Annotated in this window: 12 protein-coding genes and 1 pseudogene; all 13 read left to right on the forward strand. The window is 65.1% G+C overall.

What is annotated here, in order from left to right:
- Nucleotides 1-215 precede the first annotated feature (215 nt).
- Nucleotides 216-1,712, forward strand: a complete 1,497-nt coding sequence (tagH, locus tag BM317_RS08520) for a type VI secretion system-associated FHA domain protein TagH (protein WP_092473969.1) — start codon at nucleotides 216-218, stop codon at nucleotides 1,710-1,712.
- 68 nt (nucleotides 1,713-1,780) lie between these two features.
- Nucleotides 1,781-2,287: a type VI secretion system lipoprotein TssJ gene (tssJ, locus tag BM317_RS08525; RefSeq protein ID WP_092168371.1), complete on the forward strand. Its 507-nt coding sequence runs from the start codon at nucleotides 1,781-1,783 to the stop codon at nucleotides 2,285-2,287.
- 15 nt (nucleotides 2,288-2,302) lie between these two features.
- Nucleotides 2,303-3,637, forward strand: coding sequence for a type VI secretion system baseplate subunit TssK (tssK, locus tag BM317_RS08530; RefSeq protein ID WP_092168374.1), 1,335 nt, complete (start codon nucleotides 2,303-2,305; stop codon nucleotides 3,635-3,637).
- A 6-nt stretch (nucleotides 3,638-3,643) separates the two neighbouring features.
- Complete coding sequence (locus tag BM317_RS08535; RefSeq protein WP_092168377.1) at nucleotides 3,644-4,957, forward strand: DotU family type VI secretion system protein; 1,314 nt, start codon at nucleotides 3,644-3,646, stop codon at nucleotides 4,955-4,957.
- The gene (gene tssM, locus BM317_RS08540) at nucleotides 4,954-8,454 is read left to right on the forward strand and encodes a type VI secretion system membrane subunit TssM (protein WP_092168380.1); all 3,501 of its coding nucleotides are present in this window, start codon (nucleotides 4,954-4,956) and stop codon (nucleotides 8,452-8,454) included. Before BM317_RS08535 ends, tssM begins: the two co-directional genes overlap by 4 nt.
- Nucleotides 8,451-9,104 (forward strand): type VI secretion system-associated protein TagF, encoded by a 654-nt coding sequence (gene tagF / locus BM317_RS08545; RefSeq protein ID WP_092168383.1) that lies wholly within the window; start codon nucleotides 8,451-8,453, stop codon nucleotides 9,102-9,104. The genes tssM and tagF overlap by 4 nt, the downstream gene beginning before the upstream one ends.
- A complete protein-coding gene (locus BM317_RS08550) occupies nucleotides 9,105-9,836 on the forward strand; it encodes a PP2C family protein-serine/threonine phosphatase (RefSeq protein ID WP_092168386.1) in 732 nt (243 codons plus the stop codon).
- The gene (locus BM317_RS08555; protein ID WP_092473971.1) at nucleotides 9,833-12,934 is read left to right on the forward strand and encodes a serine/threonine-protein kinase; all 3,102 of its coding nucleotides are present in this window, start codon (nucleotides 9,833-9,835) and stop codon (nucleotides 12,932-12,934) included. The genes BM317_RS08550 and BM317_RS08555 overlap by 4 nt, the downstream gene beginning before the upstream one ends.
- Complete coding sequence (locus BM317_RS08560) at nucleotides 12,934-13,650, forward strand: ABC transporter ATP-binding protein (RefSeq protein WP_092168392.1); 717 nt, start codon at nucleotides 12,934-12,936, stop codon at nucleotides 13,648-13,650. Before BM317_RS08555 ends, BM317_RS08560 begins: the two co-directional genes overlap by 1 nt.
- Entirely contained in the window at nucleotides 13,650-14,846 is a 1,197-nt protein-coding gene (locus BM317_RS08565) for an ABC transporter permease (RefSeq protein ID WP_092473973.1), read from the forward strand. Before BM317_RS08560 ends, BM317_RS08565 begins: the two co-directional genes overlap by 1 nt.
- On the forward strand, nucleotides 14,824-16,566 hold the full coding sequence (locus tag BM317_RS08570; protein ID WP_170842308.1) for a formylglycine-generating enzyme family protein: 1,743 nt from the start codon (nucleotides 14,824-14,826) through the stop codon (nucleotides 16,564-16,566). Before BM317_RS08565 ends, BM317_RS08570 begins: the two co-directional genes overlap by 23 nt.
- An 86-nt stretch (nucleotides 16,567-16,652) precedes the next feature.
- The gene (gene tagQ, locus BM317_RS08575; protein WP_092168400.1) at nucleotides 16,653-17,597 is read left to right on the forward strand and encodes a type VI secretion system-associated lipoprotein TagQ; all 945 of its coding nucleotides are present in this window, start codon (nucleotides 16,653-16,655) and stop codon (nucleotides 17,595-17,597) included.
- Between the two features lie 552 nt (nucleotides 17,598-18,149).
- Nucleotides 18,150-18,236 (forward strand): annotated as a pseudogene (locus tag BM317_RS31375) (nucleoid-structuring protein H-NS); the annotation flags it as partial.
- Nucleotides 18,237-18,346: the final 110 nt, after the last annotated feature.

Genomic DNA, 18,346 nt, shown 5'->3' on the forward strand with positions numbered 1-18,346 from the left:
TGCCCTATGTAACAGTTGTGATGCGCTTAACAGCCTGCCCGACCTGCCGGTCGAAGCGGCAACTGACGTGGGATTTTTGTCACGCAAGCCGGTTATGATCAGCAATCATGCTGGCAAAAAGCCGTTTTTTACGGTTGTTGGCAGGTTGCCGGCGGGTCGTCAGGGTCTGAACCCTCACTCCCGCCCGCGCGCGAAGTATTCAGCAAGGAGGCAAGATGCCGCTGTGTTTGACTATCACTAGTTATCACAAAATTACCCCAGGCCAGTGTTCTGAAAAGTCCATGGACCAGGGGGTGATGGCAATTGGCCGTAATTCCGATAATGACTGGGTATTACCGGACCCGGAGCGCCTGGTTTCCGGTAAACATTGCGTTATCCAATACAAAGATGGGCGTTATTATTTGACCGATAACAGCACTAATGGTGTGGAATTGGTCAAGGCCGGCGTTCGCTTGCGCAAGGGCAATAGCGAGCCCCTGCAAGACGGCGAGGTGATCCGCATTGGTGACTATGAAATCCAGGCCCGCGTCGATTTCAACCTGCCGGTCACCGACAGTAATCCGTTCGCCGAATCGCCCAGCAGTTTCGAGGCCTTGATGGGGCAGCAGAGCGCCGCGGCGCATACGCCGTCGCCGGTCCAGGTGGCCTCGCCTGCGCATTTCCAGGGCGTGTCGGCCATGGACACCCTGCCGGACCTGTTCGACTTCTTGGCCCCGAGCAGTGTCCCGCCGGCCACCCAGCCTGACCATGTCCCGGCCGAGCAGCACAATTTCCGCCCGCCGACACCAATTGCCCGGCCGAGCCCGCCACCCGTGGTCGAGCCGGTTGTACCGCCGGCTGCCTCGGTGATTCCGGACGACTGGGACCCGTTCAGCGACAAGCCGGCACCGGTGGCGGTTGCCCCGCTGCCCGTGGCCCCGCAGCCGGTGCCGCCGGTGGTTGAGCCGGTCGCGACCCCTGTTCCGCAGCCTCCGCTCGTCGACATCTTTGCTGAAATCAGTGCACCGCCGCCGCCCGTGCGTGAAGCGCCGGTGACCCGCGTCGAGACCCCGGTCGCACCTCCAGTTGCTCCAGTTGCTCCAGTTGCTCCAGTTGCTCCAGTTGCCCCGGCCGAGGCTGCCCAACCCGACTTGCTGCAAGCCTTCCTGCGCGGTGCCGGGCTGGATCAGTTGCGCTTGGACAAGGCCAATGCCGAAGCACAGATGGAAAGCATCGGGCGCAGTTATCGGTTGATGGTCGAAGGCCTGATCGATGTCTTGCGCGCCCGCAGCAGCCTCAAGGGTGAGTTCCGCATTCAGCAGACGATGATCCAGCCTGTGGAAAACAACCCGCTGAAGTTCGCCCCCAATGTCGATGAAGCCTTGCTGTTGCTGTTGCGCCACGGCAACCAGGCGTTCATGGCCCCGGACGCGGCGGTGCGTGACAGTTTCGACGACTTGCGGGCCCACCAACTGGCGGTAATGGCCGGTGTGGAAGCGGCCATCAAGCATTTGCTGGGGCGTTTCGAGCCGGCGCAACTGGAAGAGCGCATGGCCAAGCCCGGCGGGCTTTCGGGGATTTTCAGCGGCTCGCGGCAGGCCCAGTACTGGCAGCAGTTCACCGAGCTCTACAGCAACATTTCCCGGGAAGCCCAGGAGGATTTCCAGGACCTGTTCGGTCGCGAGTTCAGTCGCGCCTACGAAGAACACAGCACACGACAGCGACGCCGTTGAGCGGCGCTGTCCTATAACAATATTGATCGGCCAACAACGGATAGCTCAAACGTCATTGAGGACGCAGGATGATTCCCAGGTTTTTACTCGCAGTCGCCACCGCGCTTCTGCTGACGGCGTGCGCCAAGGATGCGGCCAACCCCCAGTCCGAAGAAGCTGAGGCCGACACCGCCGCCATCGAATTGCATTTCCATGCCATTGCCGGCCTCAACCCCGGCGCCACCGGCCAGCCGGCCCCGGTCCGGGTGCGCATTTTCGAACTGAAAAATGCCGCGACCTTTGGCCGTTCCGATTATTTCGCCCTGGCCGAACGGGCCCAGGCCACGCTGGGCGCCGACCTGATCGACCAGGACGAGGTGCTGATCCAGCCCGGCCAGCAACTGAGCCTGCAGCGCGACCTCGACCCGGCCACGCGGCACATCGGAATACTGGTGGGCTATCGCGAACTGGACCAGTCGTTGTGGCGCACGGTGATGAATGTCCCGGCGCGCGAATACACCGAATACCAGATCAGCCTCGATGTGCGCGCCGTGCGCAGTGCCGTCGTCGTTCCCCCATCCAGCCCTGCCCAATAAGCAATCGGAGCCCCCATGTCCTGGAACAATCGCGTGGTCTGGTCGGAAGGCATGTTCATTGGAACGCAGCACTTCCAACAGCATGACCGTTACCTGGAAAACCTCATCGACGCACGCAGCCGTCCATTGTCGGCCGGCGCCTGGGGTTTTTCCGAATTGCTGATCGACCAGGGCCTGCTGGCCCAGGGCAAGCTGGCGATCATCTCGGCGCGGGGCCTGTTGCCGGACGGCACGCCCTTCGACATTCCCCAGGATGACCTGGCGCCCACACCGCTGAACGTCGATGACAACCTGCGCGACGGCCTGGTGTACCTGGCTTTGCCGCTCAAGCGCGCCGGCGCCCGTGACACCGTGGACGAAGGCGAAGACCTCGGCGCCGCGCGTTATGTGAGCCAGGTGTGCGAAGTGCGCGACGACAACGCGCCGTTCGAAAACCGCGCGCCGGTGGCCCTTGGCTCCCGGGCCCTGCGGTTGTTGACCGAACAGGATGGCATCGGCGACTACGCCGCCATCGGTGTGGTGCGCATCAAGGAAAAACGTGCCGACCGTGCCTTGGTACTCGACGACACCTACATCCCGCCACTGCTGGATGTCATCGCCTCCAAACCGCTGGCGGCGTTTCGCAGCGAACTGCTGGGCCTGCTGCATCAACGCGGCGAAGCCTTGGCCGGGCGGGTGGTGGCGTCCGGTGCCGGTGGCGCCTCGGAGATTGCCGACTTCATGCTGCTGCAACTGGTCAACCGTGCCCAGCCGTTGATCCAGCACCTGAGCCAGTTGAGCCCGCTGCACCCCGAGCGCTTCTACAGCGAACTGGTGAGCCTGGCCGGGGAGTTCTCCACGTTCACCGCGTCCGGACGACGACCGCAGCAATACCCGCCGTACCAGCACGATGACCTGGCCCTCAGCTACGCGCCGGTGATGCAGGCCTTGCGCGAAGCCCTGTCGATGCTGATCGACAGCAAGGCGACGCCGATTCCGATTGTCGAGAAAGCCTACGGCATCCACGTGGCGATGCTGGCCGACAAGACCCTGCTCGACAGCGCCAGCTTCATCCTGGTGGTGCGTGCCGATGTGCCGGCCGAAACCCTGCGCAGCCGCTTCGGCCAGCAAAGCAAGGTCGGCTCGGTGGAGCACATCCGCGACCTGGTCAACCTGCAACTGCCGGGCATCGGCCTGCTGCCGTTGCCGGTGGCGCCACGGCAACTGCCGTACCACGCCGGTTCCACCTACTACGAACTCGACCGGGGCAGCGACCACTGGCAGCAGTTGAGCAACTCCGGCGGTTTTGCGTTCCACATCGCCGGCCAGTTCCCGGGGCTGAACCTGGCTTTCTGGGCGATCCGAGGATAAACCGCGATGAGCAATGACGATCGTACCCAATTCATGCCGACGCCCGGTGGCCGTGGCGCCGATCCATTCCGCCCGGACCCTGGCCGTCCGGACCCGGGTCGTCCACAGCCGGCGCCGTTGGCGATGCCGGCCGCGCCGGTCCTGACCGGCAAGGCCGAGGGCCTCAACCCGTTGGAAAGCGCCGCCGGCCCACTGTTGGCCCTGCTGACGCGCCTGCGCAACACCATCGCCCACCCGGCGCCAGCCAGTTTGCGCGCACAACTGCTGGCCTACCTGCGCCAGTTCGAAGAGCGCGCCGAGGCCGCCGGTGTGGTGCGCAACGATGTGTTGCTGGCCCGCTACGCCTTGTGCACCGCGCTGGACGAAGCGGTATTGAGCACGCCGTGGGGCGGCACCAGTGACTGGGGCAAGCAAAGCCTGTTGATCACCGTGCACAACGAAGCCTGGGGCGGCGAGAAGGTGTTCCAGTTGCTGGAGCATTGCCTGCAAAGCCCCCGCGAGCGCCTGTACCTGCTGGAGCTGTTGTACCTGTGCATGTGCCTGGGTTTCGAGGGGCGCTACCGGGTGATGAACGACGGTCGCAGCCAACTGGAAGCGTTGCGCGAGCGCACCAGTGCGGTGATCCGCAGCGCCCGGGGCGACTACGAGCGCGAGCTGTCGCCGCACTGGCGCGGTGTCACCGTGGCCCGTGACCGACTGGCGCAGTTCATGCCGCCGTGGATCGCCGTGGCCATTGGCGCGGCCTTGCTTCTGGCGCTGTTGTTCGGCCTGCGCATGAAACTGGCCTCCGATGCCGAGCCGGTGTTCAAGAACATCCACTTCCTGGGCGAAATCCCGGTGCAGACCATCGACCGCCCCGTGGTGCAGCCGAAAGTGGTCGAGCGCCCACGCCTGGCAGGCTTTCTGGCCGATGAAATCCGGGCCAACCGGATTGCCGTGGAAGACGCCGTCGACCGCTCGGTGGTGACCATCCGCGGCGATGAACTGTTCGCCTCGGGCAGCGCCAGCATCAAGGACGATTTCCAGCCGCTGATGCTGCGCATCGCCGATGCGGTGCGCAAGGTCAAGGGCCAGGTCCTGGTCACCGGCCACAGCGACAATCGACCGATCGCCACCCTCCGGTTCCCGTCCAACTGGGCGTTGTCCGAAGCGCGGGCCCAATCGGTGCTGCAAATACTTTCGGCCAAGACCGGCCAGCCCGAGCGCTTCAGCGCCGAAGGCCGCAGCGACACCGAGCCGTTGGCGTCCAACGCCACCCCAGAGGGGCGTGCGCGCAATCGTCGGGTTGAAATCACAGTATTGGCGGAGGGGGTCGAGTGAAGGCGTTTTTCAGTTTTATGACCCGCTGGGTCATTCCATTGCTGGGGCTCATCGCCCTGAGCCTGATCATCTGGTTCGTCGGCCCGCTGCTCGATTGGCTGGTGCCTGAAGGCCGCCGCTGGGCCTTGATCATCCTGGTGTTCGCGGTGTGGATCGCCTACCGGGTGTTCCGCATCATCCAGGCGCGCCGTCAGGCCGCCGAAGTGATGCGCAGCCTGGCCGCGCAAACCCCGCCCGACCCCACCAGCATCGCCACCGCCGAGGAGCTCGAAACCCTGCGCCAGCGCATGGACGAAGCCTTGGCCCTGCTCAAGAAAGCCAAGCTGGGCGGTGACGAGCGTCGCAACCTCTACGAGCTGCCGTGGTACGTGATCATCGGCCCGCCGGGTTCAGGCAAGACCACCGCGCTGGTCAACTCCGGGCTGCATTTCCCACTGGCCGCGCAACTGGGCGCCGGTGCCGTGCGCGGTGTCGGCGGTACGCGCAATTGCGACTGGTGGTTCACCGACCAGGCCGTCCTGCTCGACACCGCCGGGCGCTACACCACCCAGGACAGCGACGCGACCATCGACAAGGCTGCCTGGCTGGGTTTCCTGGGGCTGTTGAAAAAGCAACGGGCCCGACGCCCGATCGACGGTGCATTCATCGCCATCAGCCTGTCCGACCTGCTGCTGGGCAGCGACGCCGAGCGCGCCGCCCATGCCGCGGCGATTCGCTTGCGGATCCAGGAGCTGTACACCCAGCTGGGCGTGCGCTTCCCGATCTACCTGATGCTGACCAAGCTCGACCTGGTGCCCGGGTTCATGGAGTATTTCGATACCCTGAGCAAGGAAGAGCGCGCCCAGGTCTGGGGCATGACCTTCGCCCTGGACGATGGCAAGAGCAACGACAGCCCGCTGGCGCACCTGCAAAGCGAATTCACCGGCCTTGAGCAACGCCTCAACGACCGTCTGGTGGAGCGCCTGCAACAAGAGCGCGACCCGGCGCGGCGCGACCTGATCTACGGCTTCCCGCAGCAGTTCGGCGCCCTGAAGGATTGCCTGCAAAGCTTCCTCGAAGGGGTGTTCAAACCCAATGCCTTCGAAGAGCGCGTGTTACTGCGCGGTGTGTATTTCACCAGCGGCACCCAGGAAGGCAGCCCGATCGACCGCCTGATCGGTTCCATGGCCCAGAGCATGAACCTGGACCGTCAGCACCTGGCGCGCCAGACCGGCACCGGGCGCAGCTACTTCATCGAAAAACTCTTCACCGCCGTGGCCTTCGCCGAGCGCGGGCTGGTGGGCGTCGACCCGAAAGTCGAGCGTCGGCGCAAGTGGATCGCCCGCGGCGTTCTGGCCTCCACGGTGGTGCTGGTGCTGGTGGTCAGCACGTTGTGGTGGGTCAGCTACCGTGCCAACCAGGCCTACATCGCCCAGGTTGATCAGAAGGTCGCGCCCTTGGGCCAGACCGTGCAGAACCTCAGCCCGGCGCAACGGGATGTGCTCGCGGTGTTGCCATTGCTCAACGCCGTGAAACACCTGGCCGACGACGCCCCGAGCTGGGCCGAAGGCCTGGGCCTGTACCAGGGCGACATGCTCGAAGCCGAGTCCGGCAGCGTCTACCGCAAGCTGCTGATCGCGGTGTTCGCGCCACGCCTGCTGACGCGCATCGAAGAGCAACTGCACAGCGGCGGCAATTCGGATTTCCTCTACGAGGGCTTGAAGGCCTACCTGATGCTCGCTGACACCGAGCATTACGATGCCGACTTCATCAAGGCCTGGATCGCCCTGGATTGGGACCGCAGCCTGCCGCGGGACTTGCCGGCCGAGCAGCGCCAGGCCCTGACCGCGCATTTGCAGGCGTTGTTCGAGCGGCGTCCGCCCCTCGCGCGCCTGGACCAGCGCCTGGTCGAAGACCTGCGGCGCCAGTTGCAGCAATTGCCGGTGGCCCAGCGGGTCTATGACCGGATCAAGCGCCAGAAACTGCCCGAAGGCATCCCGGACTTCCGCATCAACGAAGCCGCTGGGCGTGACGCGGCGCTGGTGTTCAGCCGCAAGAGCGGCAAGCCGTTGGGCGAGCCGCTGAGCGGGTTCTTCACCGTCAAGGGCTACCGCCAGGGCTTCTTGCTCACCAGCCTGAGCCAGACCGGCACCCTGGCCGAAGAGCAGTGGGTGCTGGGCTTTGAACAAGCCGATCAGCAGAACGTCGCCAGCCTGGCCGCCGATGTGCGTCGCTTGTACTTCCAGGACTACCTGCGCCAATGGGACGCCTTGCTCGCCGACATCGACTTCGTGCCGATCACCAGCGTGGCCCAGGCGGCCGATGTGCTGCGGGTGATTTCCGGCCCGACCTCGCCGCTGAAAAAACTGCTGGTGGCGGTGGCGAAGGAAACCGACCTGCAACAGGATGAACGCCTGCTGGCCGCCCAAGGTGCGCCGGTGGAAGGCGGCGTGGACAAGCTCAAGGAGCGTTTGGGCAGCTTGCTCGGCCAGGAGCAGGCGACGCCAAACGCGCCGGCGGCGAGCGATGACCCGATCACCGCGCACTTCGCCGAGCTCAACAGCATCGTCAGCAAAAGCGAAGGCGAGCCGGCGGCCATCGACGGTCTGTTGGCCGACATGAACGCTCTGTACGTGCAGGTCAGCGCCATGGTCGGGGCCAGCGGCGACGCCTTGCTCGGCGAAGCCAAGAACCAGGCCACGGCCGCCGCCACCCGCGTCAGCCTCAACGCCGAACGCCAGCCGCCGCTGGTGCAGGGCCTGGTCAAGTCGGTGGTCAACTCCACCACCAACAGCATGATGGGCGGGGTGCGCAACCAACTGAACGCCGCCTGGACCAGCGAAGTGGTGAACATCTATCGCCAGTCCCTGGCCGGGCGCTATCCGATGTCGCCGGGCAGTGCGCGGGACGCGACCCTGGACGATTTCGGCCAGTTCTTCGGCGTCGGCGGGGTGATGGACAACTACTTCCGCAAGTACCTGCAACCCTACGTCGACACCTCGACGCCGACCTGGCGCTGGCAGCCGGGCGCGGCGCAGAAGCTCGGCATCGCCCCCGGTGTGCTGCAGACCTTCCAGCGCGCGGCCACCATCCGCGATGCGTTCTTCCGCTCCGGCGGCACCCAGCCGATGGTGCGCTTCGAACTCAAGCCGGTGGCGATGGACTCGACCATCACCCAGTTCCTGCTCGACCTCGACGGCCAGCAGTTGAGCTACGACCACGGCCCGAGCCGCCCGACCGCCATGCAGTGGCCGAACCCGGGCAGCATCGGCGTGGTGCGGATCTCCATCATGCCGCCGTCGTCCAGCGGTCGTTCCGGCATCACCCTGGACGGGCCGTGGGCCTGGTTCCGCTTGCTGGAGCAATCGGACCTGACCGCCGGCAACTCGCCGGATCGCTTCAACCTGCGGTTGCGGGTCGATGGTGCCAGCGCCTCTTACGAGTTGCGGGCCAACAGCGCCTTCAACCCGTTCAAGAGCCGAGTGCTCAGCGGCTTCAGCCTGCCGGAGCGGCTATGAGTACGCCGGGTTTCTATGGAAAGTTGGCCAGCCGCGGCGATTTCGTCAGCCGTGGCTTGCCCCAGGGGTTTATCGGGCCGTGGGATTCGTGGTTGGCGGCGGGTTTGCTCGCCAGCCAGAGCAGCCTCGGCGAGCGCTGGCTGGATGCTTACCTGGTCAGCCCGCTGTGGCGCTTCATGCTCGCGCCGGGTGTGTGTGGCCCGGACGCCGCCGTCGGGGTGGTGATGCCGAGCATCGACCGGGTCGGCCGTTATTTCCCGCTGACCGTCGCGGTGCTGCTGGAGCCCGATGCGGACCCGGCGTCCGTGGTGGGCGGTGCCGACGAGTGGTTTGAGCGGGTCGAAAACCTGTTGCTGAGCACGTTGAGCGTGGAGGCCAGTTTCGAGGCGTTCAACGAACAGCTGGAAACCCTCGGTAGCCCGATGCACCTGCCGCGCACGCCGAGCAGCCGTTTCGCCAGCCTGCATCGTTTCGATGCCACCGACCCGCAGCGGCGCATGAGCGCCCTGGCCGAGTCGGCCTGTGAAGGCGTGAGCCTGTGGTGGGGCCAGGGATCGGAGCGCATTGCCCCGGGTTTGATGCGCTGCCAGGGAATGCCGGCAGCCGCTGATTTTGCGCAATTTTTGCTCGGCCAAGAAGGTGTTGTGTAGATGCGTCCAAGTGCCGGAAAAGCAATCAAGTCTGCAAGCAAGAGTCATGTCGGGATGGTCCGCCAGGTCAACGAAGACGCCTGCCTGGACCTGCCGGAAAACGGCCTCTGGGTGGTGGCCGACGGCATGGGCGGGCATGCGGCGGGCGACTACGTCAGCAGCCTGATCGTCGACAGCCTGCGCGGCATCGCCGTGGGGCGTTCGCTGGATGAGTACGTCGCGGCGCTGCAAAGCGACCTGCTACGGGTCAACGCCGCCGTGCGGGAAGAAACCGCCAACCGTGGCGTGACCATGATGGGCAGCACCGTGGTGGTCCTGGCCGTCCGCGACCTGCGGGGCATGTGCCTGTGGGCCGGTGACAGCCGCCTGTATCGCCTGCGCGACGGCGTGCTCGAAGGCATCTCCCGGGACCACAGCTACGTCCAGGATCTGCAGGACAGTGGCCTGCTCAGCGAAGCCGAGGCGCGGGTGCACCCGCGGGCCAACATCGTCACCCGGGCCATTGGCGTCGAGGCGCAACTGAACCTGGCGCTGACCGAACTGCTGCTGGTGCCTGGCGACAGCTACCTGTTGTGCAGCGACGGGCTGACCAAGACCGTCGAGGATGAGGAGATCCGCGAAGTACTGAGCCACGACGAGCCGGGCGAAATCGCCAGCAGCCTGGTGTCCCTGGGCCTGATGCGTGGCGCGCCGGACAACATCACCGTGGTGGTCGTGAAGGTGGCGTCATGAGCTTGACCCTGAACATTGTCATCCCCGGCTACGACATCGAAGGGCCGATCGGCGAAGGCGCGATGGCCAGCGTGTACCTGGCGACCCAGCGTTCGCTGGAGCGCAAGGTGGCGTTGAAAGTGATGGCGGCAGCCCTGGCCGCCGACCCGACGTTCTGCGAGCGTTTTTTGCGCGAAGGCAAGACCCTGGCGCGCCTGTCGCACCCGCACACCGTCACCATCCATGACATCGGCAACGTCGGTGAGCTGTATTACATGGCGATGGAGTACCTGCCCAACGGCACGCTCAAGGAACGCATCGCCGCGGGCCTGACGCCGGAGCAGGGCCTGACCTACATCCGCCAGATCGCCTCGGCCCTGGGGTATGCCCACGGCTTGGGCCTGGTCCACCGCGACGTCAAGCCGGCCAACATCCTGTTCCGCGCCGACGGCACGGCGGTGCTCTCGGACTTCGGCATCGCCAAGTCCCTGGACGACCGCACCCAGTTCACCCAGGCCGGCTTTGCCGTCGGCACCCCCAGCTACATGAGCCCGGAACAGGCCCGTGGGCAAGACATCGACGGTCGCGCCGACCTGTACGCCCTGGGCGTGGTGCTTTACGAAATCCTCGTCGGCAAACTGCCGTATACCGGCAACGACGCCCTGTCCACGGCCCTGGCGCACCTGACCGAACCGTTGCCGGAGTTGCCGGTGCACCACGGCCGTTACCAGGACGTGTTGCGCAAACTGTTGGCGAAGGACCCGGCGGAGCGTTTCCCGGACGCGGCGGCGTTGCTGCGGGCGCTGGATAACCTGCCTGAGGAGTCGGAAGCGACGCTGATCCGGCCGTTGTCGTTGCAACTGCCGACCACGTCGCCTGCGGTGGATGACTTGGCGGGCCTGACGCCCATGTCCATCGACATTCCCAGCGGCCCGGCTTATTCACCACCGCCGCCACAGTCCAAGCCGCAGTCCAAGCCCGTTCCTCCGCCGATAAAACCGACGGTTCAATCCTCGGTGTCGGAGCAACGCAAAGGGCCGGTGTTCGCCCTGGCCGCCGTTGCGGTCGCCGTGGCGCTGGCGTTGGGTGGCGCGGGTTATTGGTGGTTGGCCGGTGACGATGGCAAAGAAGTGAAGACGCCAGTGGCCACGGCCACCTCGGTCAAGCCACCGGAAGTGACGCCGCCGCAGGCCCCGGACGTGCCGGCGGTCAAGCCACCCGCCGCCCCGCCGGCCCAGCCTCCTGTGGCGACCGAGGCCGACGGTGGTCAGCGTCCGCTCTTGATGGCCGGCAAGAAAACCCTGTTCCAGCGCGTGCTCAGCAAGCCGGGGGCGAAACTCGCCGAGGCGCCGGGTGCCGCACCGGGCAAGGCACTGCCGGCGTTTTCGGTGTTGTACGTGTATCAGCGCAAAGACCTCGATGGCAGCGCCTGGGTACGGGTCGGCGCGGCCACCGACGGGCGCAGCGACGGCTGGTTGCCTGCCGCCCAGGTCAGCGACTGGAAGCAAAGCCTGGTGCTCAAATTCACCGAACGTTCCGGCCGTGCGCCAGTGATGTTCCTGCGTCAGCCTGGGGAAGTGGAAAAGCTCCTGGCTAACCCATCGGCCGCCAAGAACGTGTTGCTCAAGGCCCAGCAGAGCCCGCAGGACGACCAGCAAGTGCTGGCCCTTGAACCGGCCGCCAGCGCGGTGCCGCAGAGCCAGTTCTATCTGTTGCCGATCTTCGATTCCCGCGAAAGCCTCGATGAAAACGGCCAGCCGGTGCAGTTGCTGAACGTGGCGTCCATCGACCCTGGCAACACCCCCAAGGCGGCGGGCAACACGCCGATCACCACCGCCAACGCCGACGCGTTCCGCACCGCCGTGGTGCTGGTGGTGGACACCACCGTGTCGATGCAGCCCTACATCGACCAGGTGCGCGACGTGGTCCACGAACTGCAAACCCGCATCGCCGAGCGCGGCGAGTTGGACAGCGTCAGCTTCGGCATGGTGGGTTTCCGCAGCAGCATCAAGAAAACCCCGGGCCTGGAATACGTCGCCAAGACCCTGATCACCCTCGAGCAGGGCCGCGACCCGCAGCGCTTCATGGAGCTGGCGCGGCAGGTCAAGGCATCGACGGTGTCGAGCCATTCGTTTAACGAAGATGCGTTCGCCGGGGTCATGGAAGCCGTCGAAGGCATGGACTGGTCCGGTTACGGTGGGCGTTTGATCCTGTTGGTCACCGACGCCGGAGCCCTGCGCAAGAACGACCCATTTGCCGCCACGCAAATGAACGAGGCCGAAGTGCGCCAGGCGGCGCTGGGCAAGCAGATCAAGATCTACGCCTTGCACCTGCTCAGCGACGCGGGCAAGAAAACCCATGCCGGCGCCCAGAGCCAGTACCGTACCCTGACCGCCGACGCCAATCCGCAGATCGGCGACCTGTACATTCCGGTGCCGGGCGCCGACGTGCGCAAGTTCGGCGAGCGGGTCGACGAGATCGGTTCGGTGTTCGCCGACCTGGTTCATCAGGTGCGCAGCAACAAGGCGCAAAGCGTGCCACTGCTCAGCTCCGCGCCGAGCCTGGCCGACAAGTCGGCCGCGGTCGGCTACGCGATGCACATGGATTTCCTGGGGCGCAAATCCGCCAGCCAGGCGCCGCAACTGGTCAGCGCCTGGACCGCCGACCGCGACCTGACCAACCCGGCGCTGCCGGCGTTCCAGGTGTGCGTGATGCTGACCAAGCTGCAACTCAACGACCTGCAGCAGTCGCTGAAGCTGATCGTCGACGCGGCCCGCAAGACCCAGAGCTCGCCCAAGGATTTCTTCCAGGAAATCGCCAGCGCCAGTGCCTACATGAGCCGCGACCCGTCGGCCCTGCGCAAGGGCGGCAACCTGGCCGACGGCGGGATTCTCGGCGAGTACCTGGAAGGGCTGCCGTACCGCAGCAAGTCGCTGAACATGACCCAGGACTTGTGGCTGTCCTTGAGCGTGGCCGAGCAGGAAGATTTCATCGACGAGCTGGATTCGAAAATCCGCCTCTACGAAACCTTCCACAACGACCTCGCCAACTGGGTGCGCTTCGGCGACGCCGAGCCGGGCGATGCCTTGTACCGCGTTCCGTTGTCGACGCTGCCGTGATGCTGACCCTCAACGCCGTGCACAAAAGCCGGGGCGCCGGCAGCCAGCGCTACAGCCTGGTGATTCCACGGCTGCAATTGCGCGGTGGTGAACAACTGGCGGTGGTCGGCCCCAGCGGTTGTGGCAAGAGTACGTTGCTGGACCTGCTGGCGCTGGTGTTGGCGCCGGATCAGGCCGGGCGGTTCGACTTCACGCCCGCCGACACGCCGCTGGACATCGCCAAATTGTGGCGTGCGTCGCAACAGGGCACCTTGGCCGAGCTGCGCAGTCGTTACCTGGGTTATGTTCTGCAAACCGGCGGCCTGTTGGGCTTCCTGGATGTGCGCGGCAACATCGCGTTGTCGCGCAAATTGCTGGGCTTGAAGGATGACGCAAGCGTGACGCGCCTGGCTGGGCAGTTGGACATCGCCGATCAACTGGACAAGAAACCGGCGGACTTATCCGTCGGCCAGCGCCAGCGGGTCAGTTGTGCCCGGGCGTTGGCCCATGGGCCGCGCCTGCTGCTGGCCGATGAGCCGACCGCCGCCCTCGACCCGCTGAACGCCGAGCGCGTCATGCAGTTGTTGGTGGCCCAGGCTCGCGAACACGGCGTGTGCTGTGTGGTCGCCACCCACGACGAGGCGCTGGCCCGCGCCAGCGGTTTGCAGGTGCGACGCATCAGTTGCCGTCGCGATGCCGACGGCGGTGTCACCGCCACCCTCGGGGAGGCTTGCTGATGCGCGGCGCGCTGGTGGCTTCCCTGGCCTGGCAGGATTACCGCAACGATGCCTGGCTGTCGGCCTGCTCGGTGCTTGCTCTGGTGGCTGTGGTGGCGCCGTTGCTGGTGTTGTTCGGCCTGAAGTTCGGCCTGGTCAGCAGCCTGACCGAGCGCTTGCAGAACGACCCGGCCACTCGGGAAATCATCCCCTTGGGCGGCGGTCGCTTCAGTGCCGAATTCATCGAACAGTTAAGCCAGCGCGGCGACGTGGCCTTTGCCTTGCCGCGCACCCGCCAGATCGCCGCCACGGCGGATCTGAGCAGCGATGCTTCGGTCGTTACGGTCGAGATGATTCCCACCGCGGCCAACGATCCCTTGTTCGAGCATTTGCCGGTGCCTCAAGGCTTGGATCAAGTGGTGCTCAGCCAGACCGCCGCTGAAAAGCTCGGCGCCAAGGCCGGCGATTGGGTGCAGGCCAGTTTCGGCCGGCAGGTGGCCGGTCGCAGCGAGGCGCAGCGCACCCGCGTTCAGGTCTTGCACGTGCTGCCCTTGGAAGCCTTTGCCCGGGACGGCCTGTTTGCACCGCTGGCCCTGCTGGAGGCCGCCGAGGATTACCGCGACGGCCGCGCCGTGCCCGCGTTCGGCTGGCCGGGCGATGCGGTGAGTGTGGCCGGGCAACGGGTCTACCCGGCGTTTCGTTTGTATGCCCGCAGCCTCGGCGACGTCGAGCCGCTGCGTCAGTATTTCGCCGGGCAGAACCTGCTGGTCTCGACCCAGGCCCAGACCATCGCACAAGTGCAATCGCTGAGCCGCAATCTGTCGATCGTGTTCTGGATCATCGCCGGGTTGGCCTTGGCCGGTGCCTTCGCGGCGATCTTTGCCGGCGCCCTGGCGGCGGTCGAGCGTAAGCGTCGGGAGTTGTCGGTGTTGCGCCTGCTGGGGGTTTCCACCGCGGCGCTGTTGCTGTTCGTGGTGTTGCAGGCGCTCTACAGCGCCACGTTCGCGGCCCTGCTGAGTGCCGGCTTGTATGGCCTGGCGCAGTCGGGCCTCAATTATTTATTTGCACAGATGCCCGGCGAATACGCCAGCCATCTGTTGGTGCGTCACTACACTTTGGCCCTGCTGGCCGTGCTCGGCGTCAGCGCCGTCGCGGCGGCTTGCGGTGGCTGGCGGGTGGCGCGCATCCAGGCGTGTGAAGGAATTCGCGATGTATAAGTTATTGGGCGCCGCCGTGGCGCTGAGCCTGGCCAGCATGGTCTGGGCAGATGAAGGCACGGACAAGCTGGACAACCCCAAGCCGTTGCCCGACGACGTCAGCCTGCCGCTGCCGTGCGAAGGCCAGATGGTGTTCCGCTACGTCTACATCCTCGCCCAGGGCACCCTGGACGACCGCGAGATCAGTCTCGGTTACCCGTTCAGCGAAGGCGAGGCGGGTTATCAACAGTCGTTCATTTCCGGCTACCGGCGCGACTTCATCAACGGCCAGTTCACCCTCAAGGACCTGCCCACGGACTGGAACAAGACCATCACGCCGTTGATGCCCAAGACCGACGCCAAGACGCCGCTCAAGCCGATGCTGTACTTCATCGGCAAGTACGAGGTCACGGCCCGCCAATACGCCCAGGTCATGGCCCAGGCGCAATCGCTGGCCAGTGGCGAAGCGGCGCCGGCCTGCGAAACCCTGCAAGCCGATTTGCCCCAAGGCGTGGCGGGGCGTTTGCCCAAGGTGAAACTGTCGAAGTTCGAGGCCGAGCGCTTCTCGGCGGTGTACAGCGCCTGGCTGATGAAATACCACAAGGACCTGCTGCCGGTGAGCGGTCGCGGCACCTCCGCCGAAGACGGCGGGTTGGGTTTCGTGCGCTTGCCGACGGAAGTCGAATGGGAATTCGCCGCCCGCGGCGGGCAGGCCGTCAGCCGCCAGGACCTGGAAGGGCGCCTGTTTCCCCGGCGCCTGGAGGGCAGTGAAAGCGACGGGCCGCTGGCCGATTGGGCGGTGTTCAACCAGGTCGCCGGTGGCACCGGTCAGGCGGCGCGGCTGATGCCCATCGGCACCAAGTTGCCGAACCCCATCGGCCTGTTCGATGTGGTGGGCAACGCGGCCGAGATGGTCCAGGAATCCTTCCAGTTGGTGCACGCCGGTCGCCGCCAGGGCGCTTATGGCGGCTTCGTGGTCAAGGGCGGCAACTACCTGGAAGGCGAGGGCACGCTGTTCACCGGCATGCGCCGCGAATACCCGCTGTTCGCCGCCGACGGTACCGAGCAGAGCAACGAAACCACCGGTTTTCGCGTGGCCGTCGGGGCATTGTCGGCGCCGCGTTCGCGCTACAAGGAATTGTTCGCCCAATGGCAGAAAGAAGGCCGGCTCGCGTCCCTGACCGACGCCATCGATGACGCCGACGACCCGACCAAGCGCCTGGACAGCATCATCGCCGCCAGCGTCGATCCGCGCCTGCAAGCCGAACTGGGCCTGGTCAACGAAGAGCTCAAGCGCAACGTCTCGCTCATCGCCCAGCAGCGCGAGGAGGCGGCAGGCAACCTGATCCAGTCGTCGGCCCTGGTGGCCGAGACCGTCAACAACTACAACATTCGCCTGACCAATCTGCAGAACAGCCGGCAAGCCGCGCTGGACGCCAAGGATGAGGCCAGCGCCACGCTGTTCGCCACGGCCATCGACAACGGCCGCAGCGCACTGGATGGCGCGGTGGCGATCTACATCGACAACCTGGCCACCGGCACGCGCTACACCGATGCCGTGATCCAGGCGCAGTTCCAGCGCATCAAGGAAGAATTGGAGCGCAAACCGGTACTGGGCAAGAGCCTGGTGGCGCGTGCAACGTTATTCGTTCGTCATGTCGGGGATTATCGTCAGCAAAAACGAGCCGACCCGGCGGCGATATTGAAGGAATTGCTCGCATCGAACGCTCAGCGGTCTTGAGTGTCCGTTGTCAGCGAGCTTGGAAGGGACTCAGGCGGCGATAGCGCCGCGCTGAGCTTGGTCAACACTTAAACGAGAACACAACTATGCTTTTCTCCCGTAAACCATTTGCTTCGGTTTCCAAGCGTCACTTGCTGATGGTCGCTGTCGGCTTCAGCACCGTACTGACCGGTTGCGCCACGTCTCCGACCTCCAAGGTCGCCTCGAGCACCAAGGTCGAGTACTACCCGAACTGCTACGAGCCGGTGCAGCACCTGCGCTCCACCGAAGGCAACATGACCAAGTCGGTCGTCACTGGTGCCGCTGTCGGCGCTGTCGGTGGTGCACTGCTGGGCGCCCTGACCGCCGACAAGGAAGACCGTGGCCGCAACGCCGCCATCGGTGCCGCGGGCGGCGCCCTGGCCGGTGGCGCAGCCGGTTACTACACCGAGCGCCAGAAGCAGATCGCCGATGACAACCAGCGCATCGCCTCCTACGCTGCCGACGTCAACAAAAGCGTCTCCGACATCGACCGCAGCACCGCTTACGCCAAGACCTCGCAGCAGTGCTACCAGAACGCGTTCAGCAAACTGGTTGCCGACCGCAAGGCCAAGACCGTCAACGACACCGAAGGCCGCAAGCGCCTGGCGGAAATCGTTTCCGGCCTGAAAGAGTCGAACGACCTGATCGTCGCGGTCAACGGCAAAGCCTCGGAAGACCTGAACAACTACACCCAGGCCTATGAGAAAGACCTGCAGCAAGTGGGTGTGCAGCGTACTGACGTGGTGACCGTGGCCACTGCTGATACCACGCCGGTCGTGGCTCAGACCACTACCAACAAGAAAAAGAACAAGAACGTGCAGCCGGCGAAGAAGAAAGACCTGCCGACCGTGCCGAAAGAAGCGGTGACCACCGAGAAAACCCTGCAGACCGCCAAGGCCAAGCAGGATGAGAGCAAGCAGGTGGCCAGTGCCGGTACCACTCAGGTCAACAGCATGTGCAAGAACCCGGACCTGGGTGACTGGGCACCGGTGCCTTGCCCGAATGTTTGATTGAGTGAGGGCTGCTGATCATTGGTCAGCAGCCAAAACCTGTGGGAGCGAGCTTGCTCGCGATAGCGTCCGTTCAGTTGGCATCCATGTCGATTGACCCGCCGCCATCGCGAGCAAGCTCGCTCCCACAGTTGTTTTGTGTTGCCGGTGATATCTGCGACACCTCCAATCCCCTGTGGGAGCGAGCTTGCTCGCGATGGCGGCCTTGTAGCCGGCCTATCTCTTGCGGTTGTACCCGATCCAATTGTGGGAGCGGGCTTGCTCGCGAAGGCGGCCTAGTAGCTGGCCTATCTCTTGCGGTTGTACCCGATCCAATTGTGGGAGCGAGCTTGCTCGCGATGGCGGCCTGACAGCCGGCCAGGATGTTTTTGACTAAGTACATATCCATTTCTGCGGTAACGGCTACTGGCGGTTCCGCTCTTACAGCGGGTCACTTTTGGCAAACGCCCCAAAAGTAACCAAAAGGTCTTTGCCCCACCACTCGGCACCTCGCTTAGGCTCGGTGTGCCCTCACTCCGGCATTGCTCCGTGGGCCGCCGCGAAGGGCCATCCATGGCCCAGCGCGGCTACCTCGGCATCCATGCCGAGGTGCCCACTGCGCAATACCTACGTTCGGCCAGCGTGGTCAACGGGGCCCCCAGATCAAAAGCCCGCCGAGGCGGCCTTATAGCCGACCTGGCTCTTTGGCCGTCCCCCCATCCAACTGTGGGAGCAAAGCTTGCCCGCGAAGGCGGCCTAATAGCCGGCCT

This window comes from Pseudomonas sp. NFACC24-1 (assembly GCF_900115235.1).
Lineage (GTDB): Bacteria > Pseudomonadota > Gammaproteobacteria > Pseudomonadales > Pseudomonadaceae > Aquipseudomonas > Aquipseudomonas fluorescens_AA.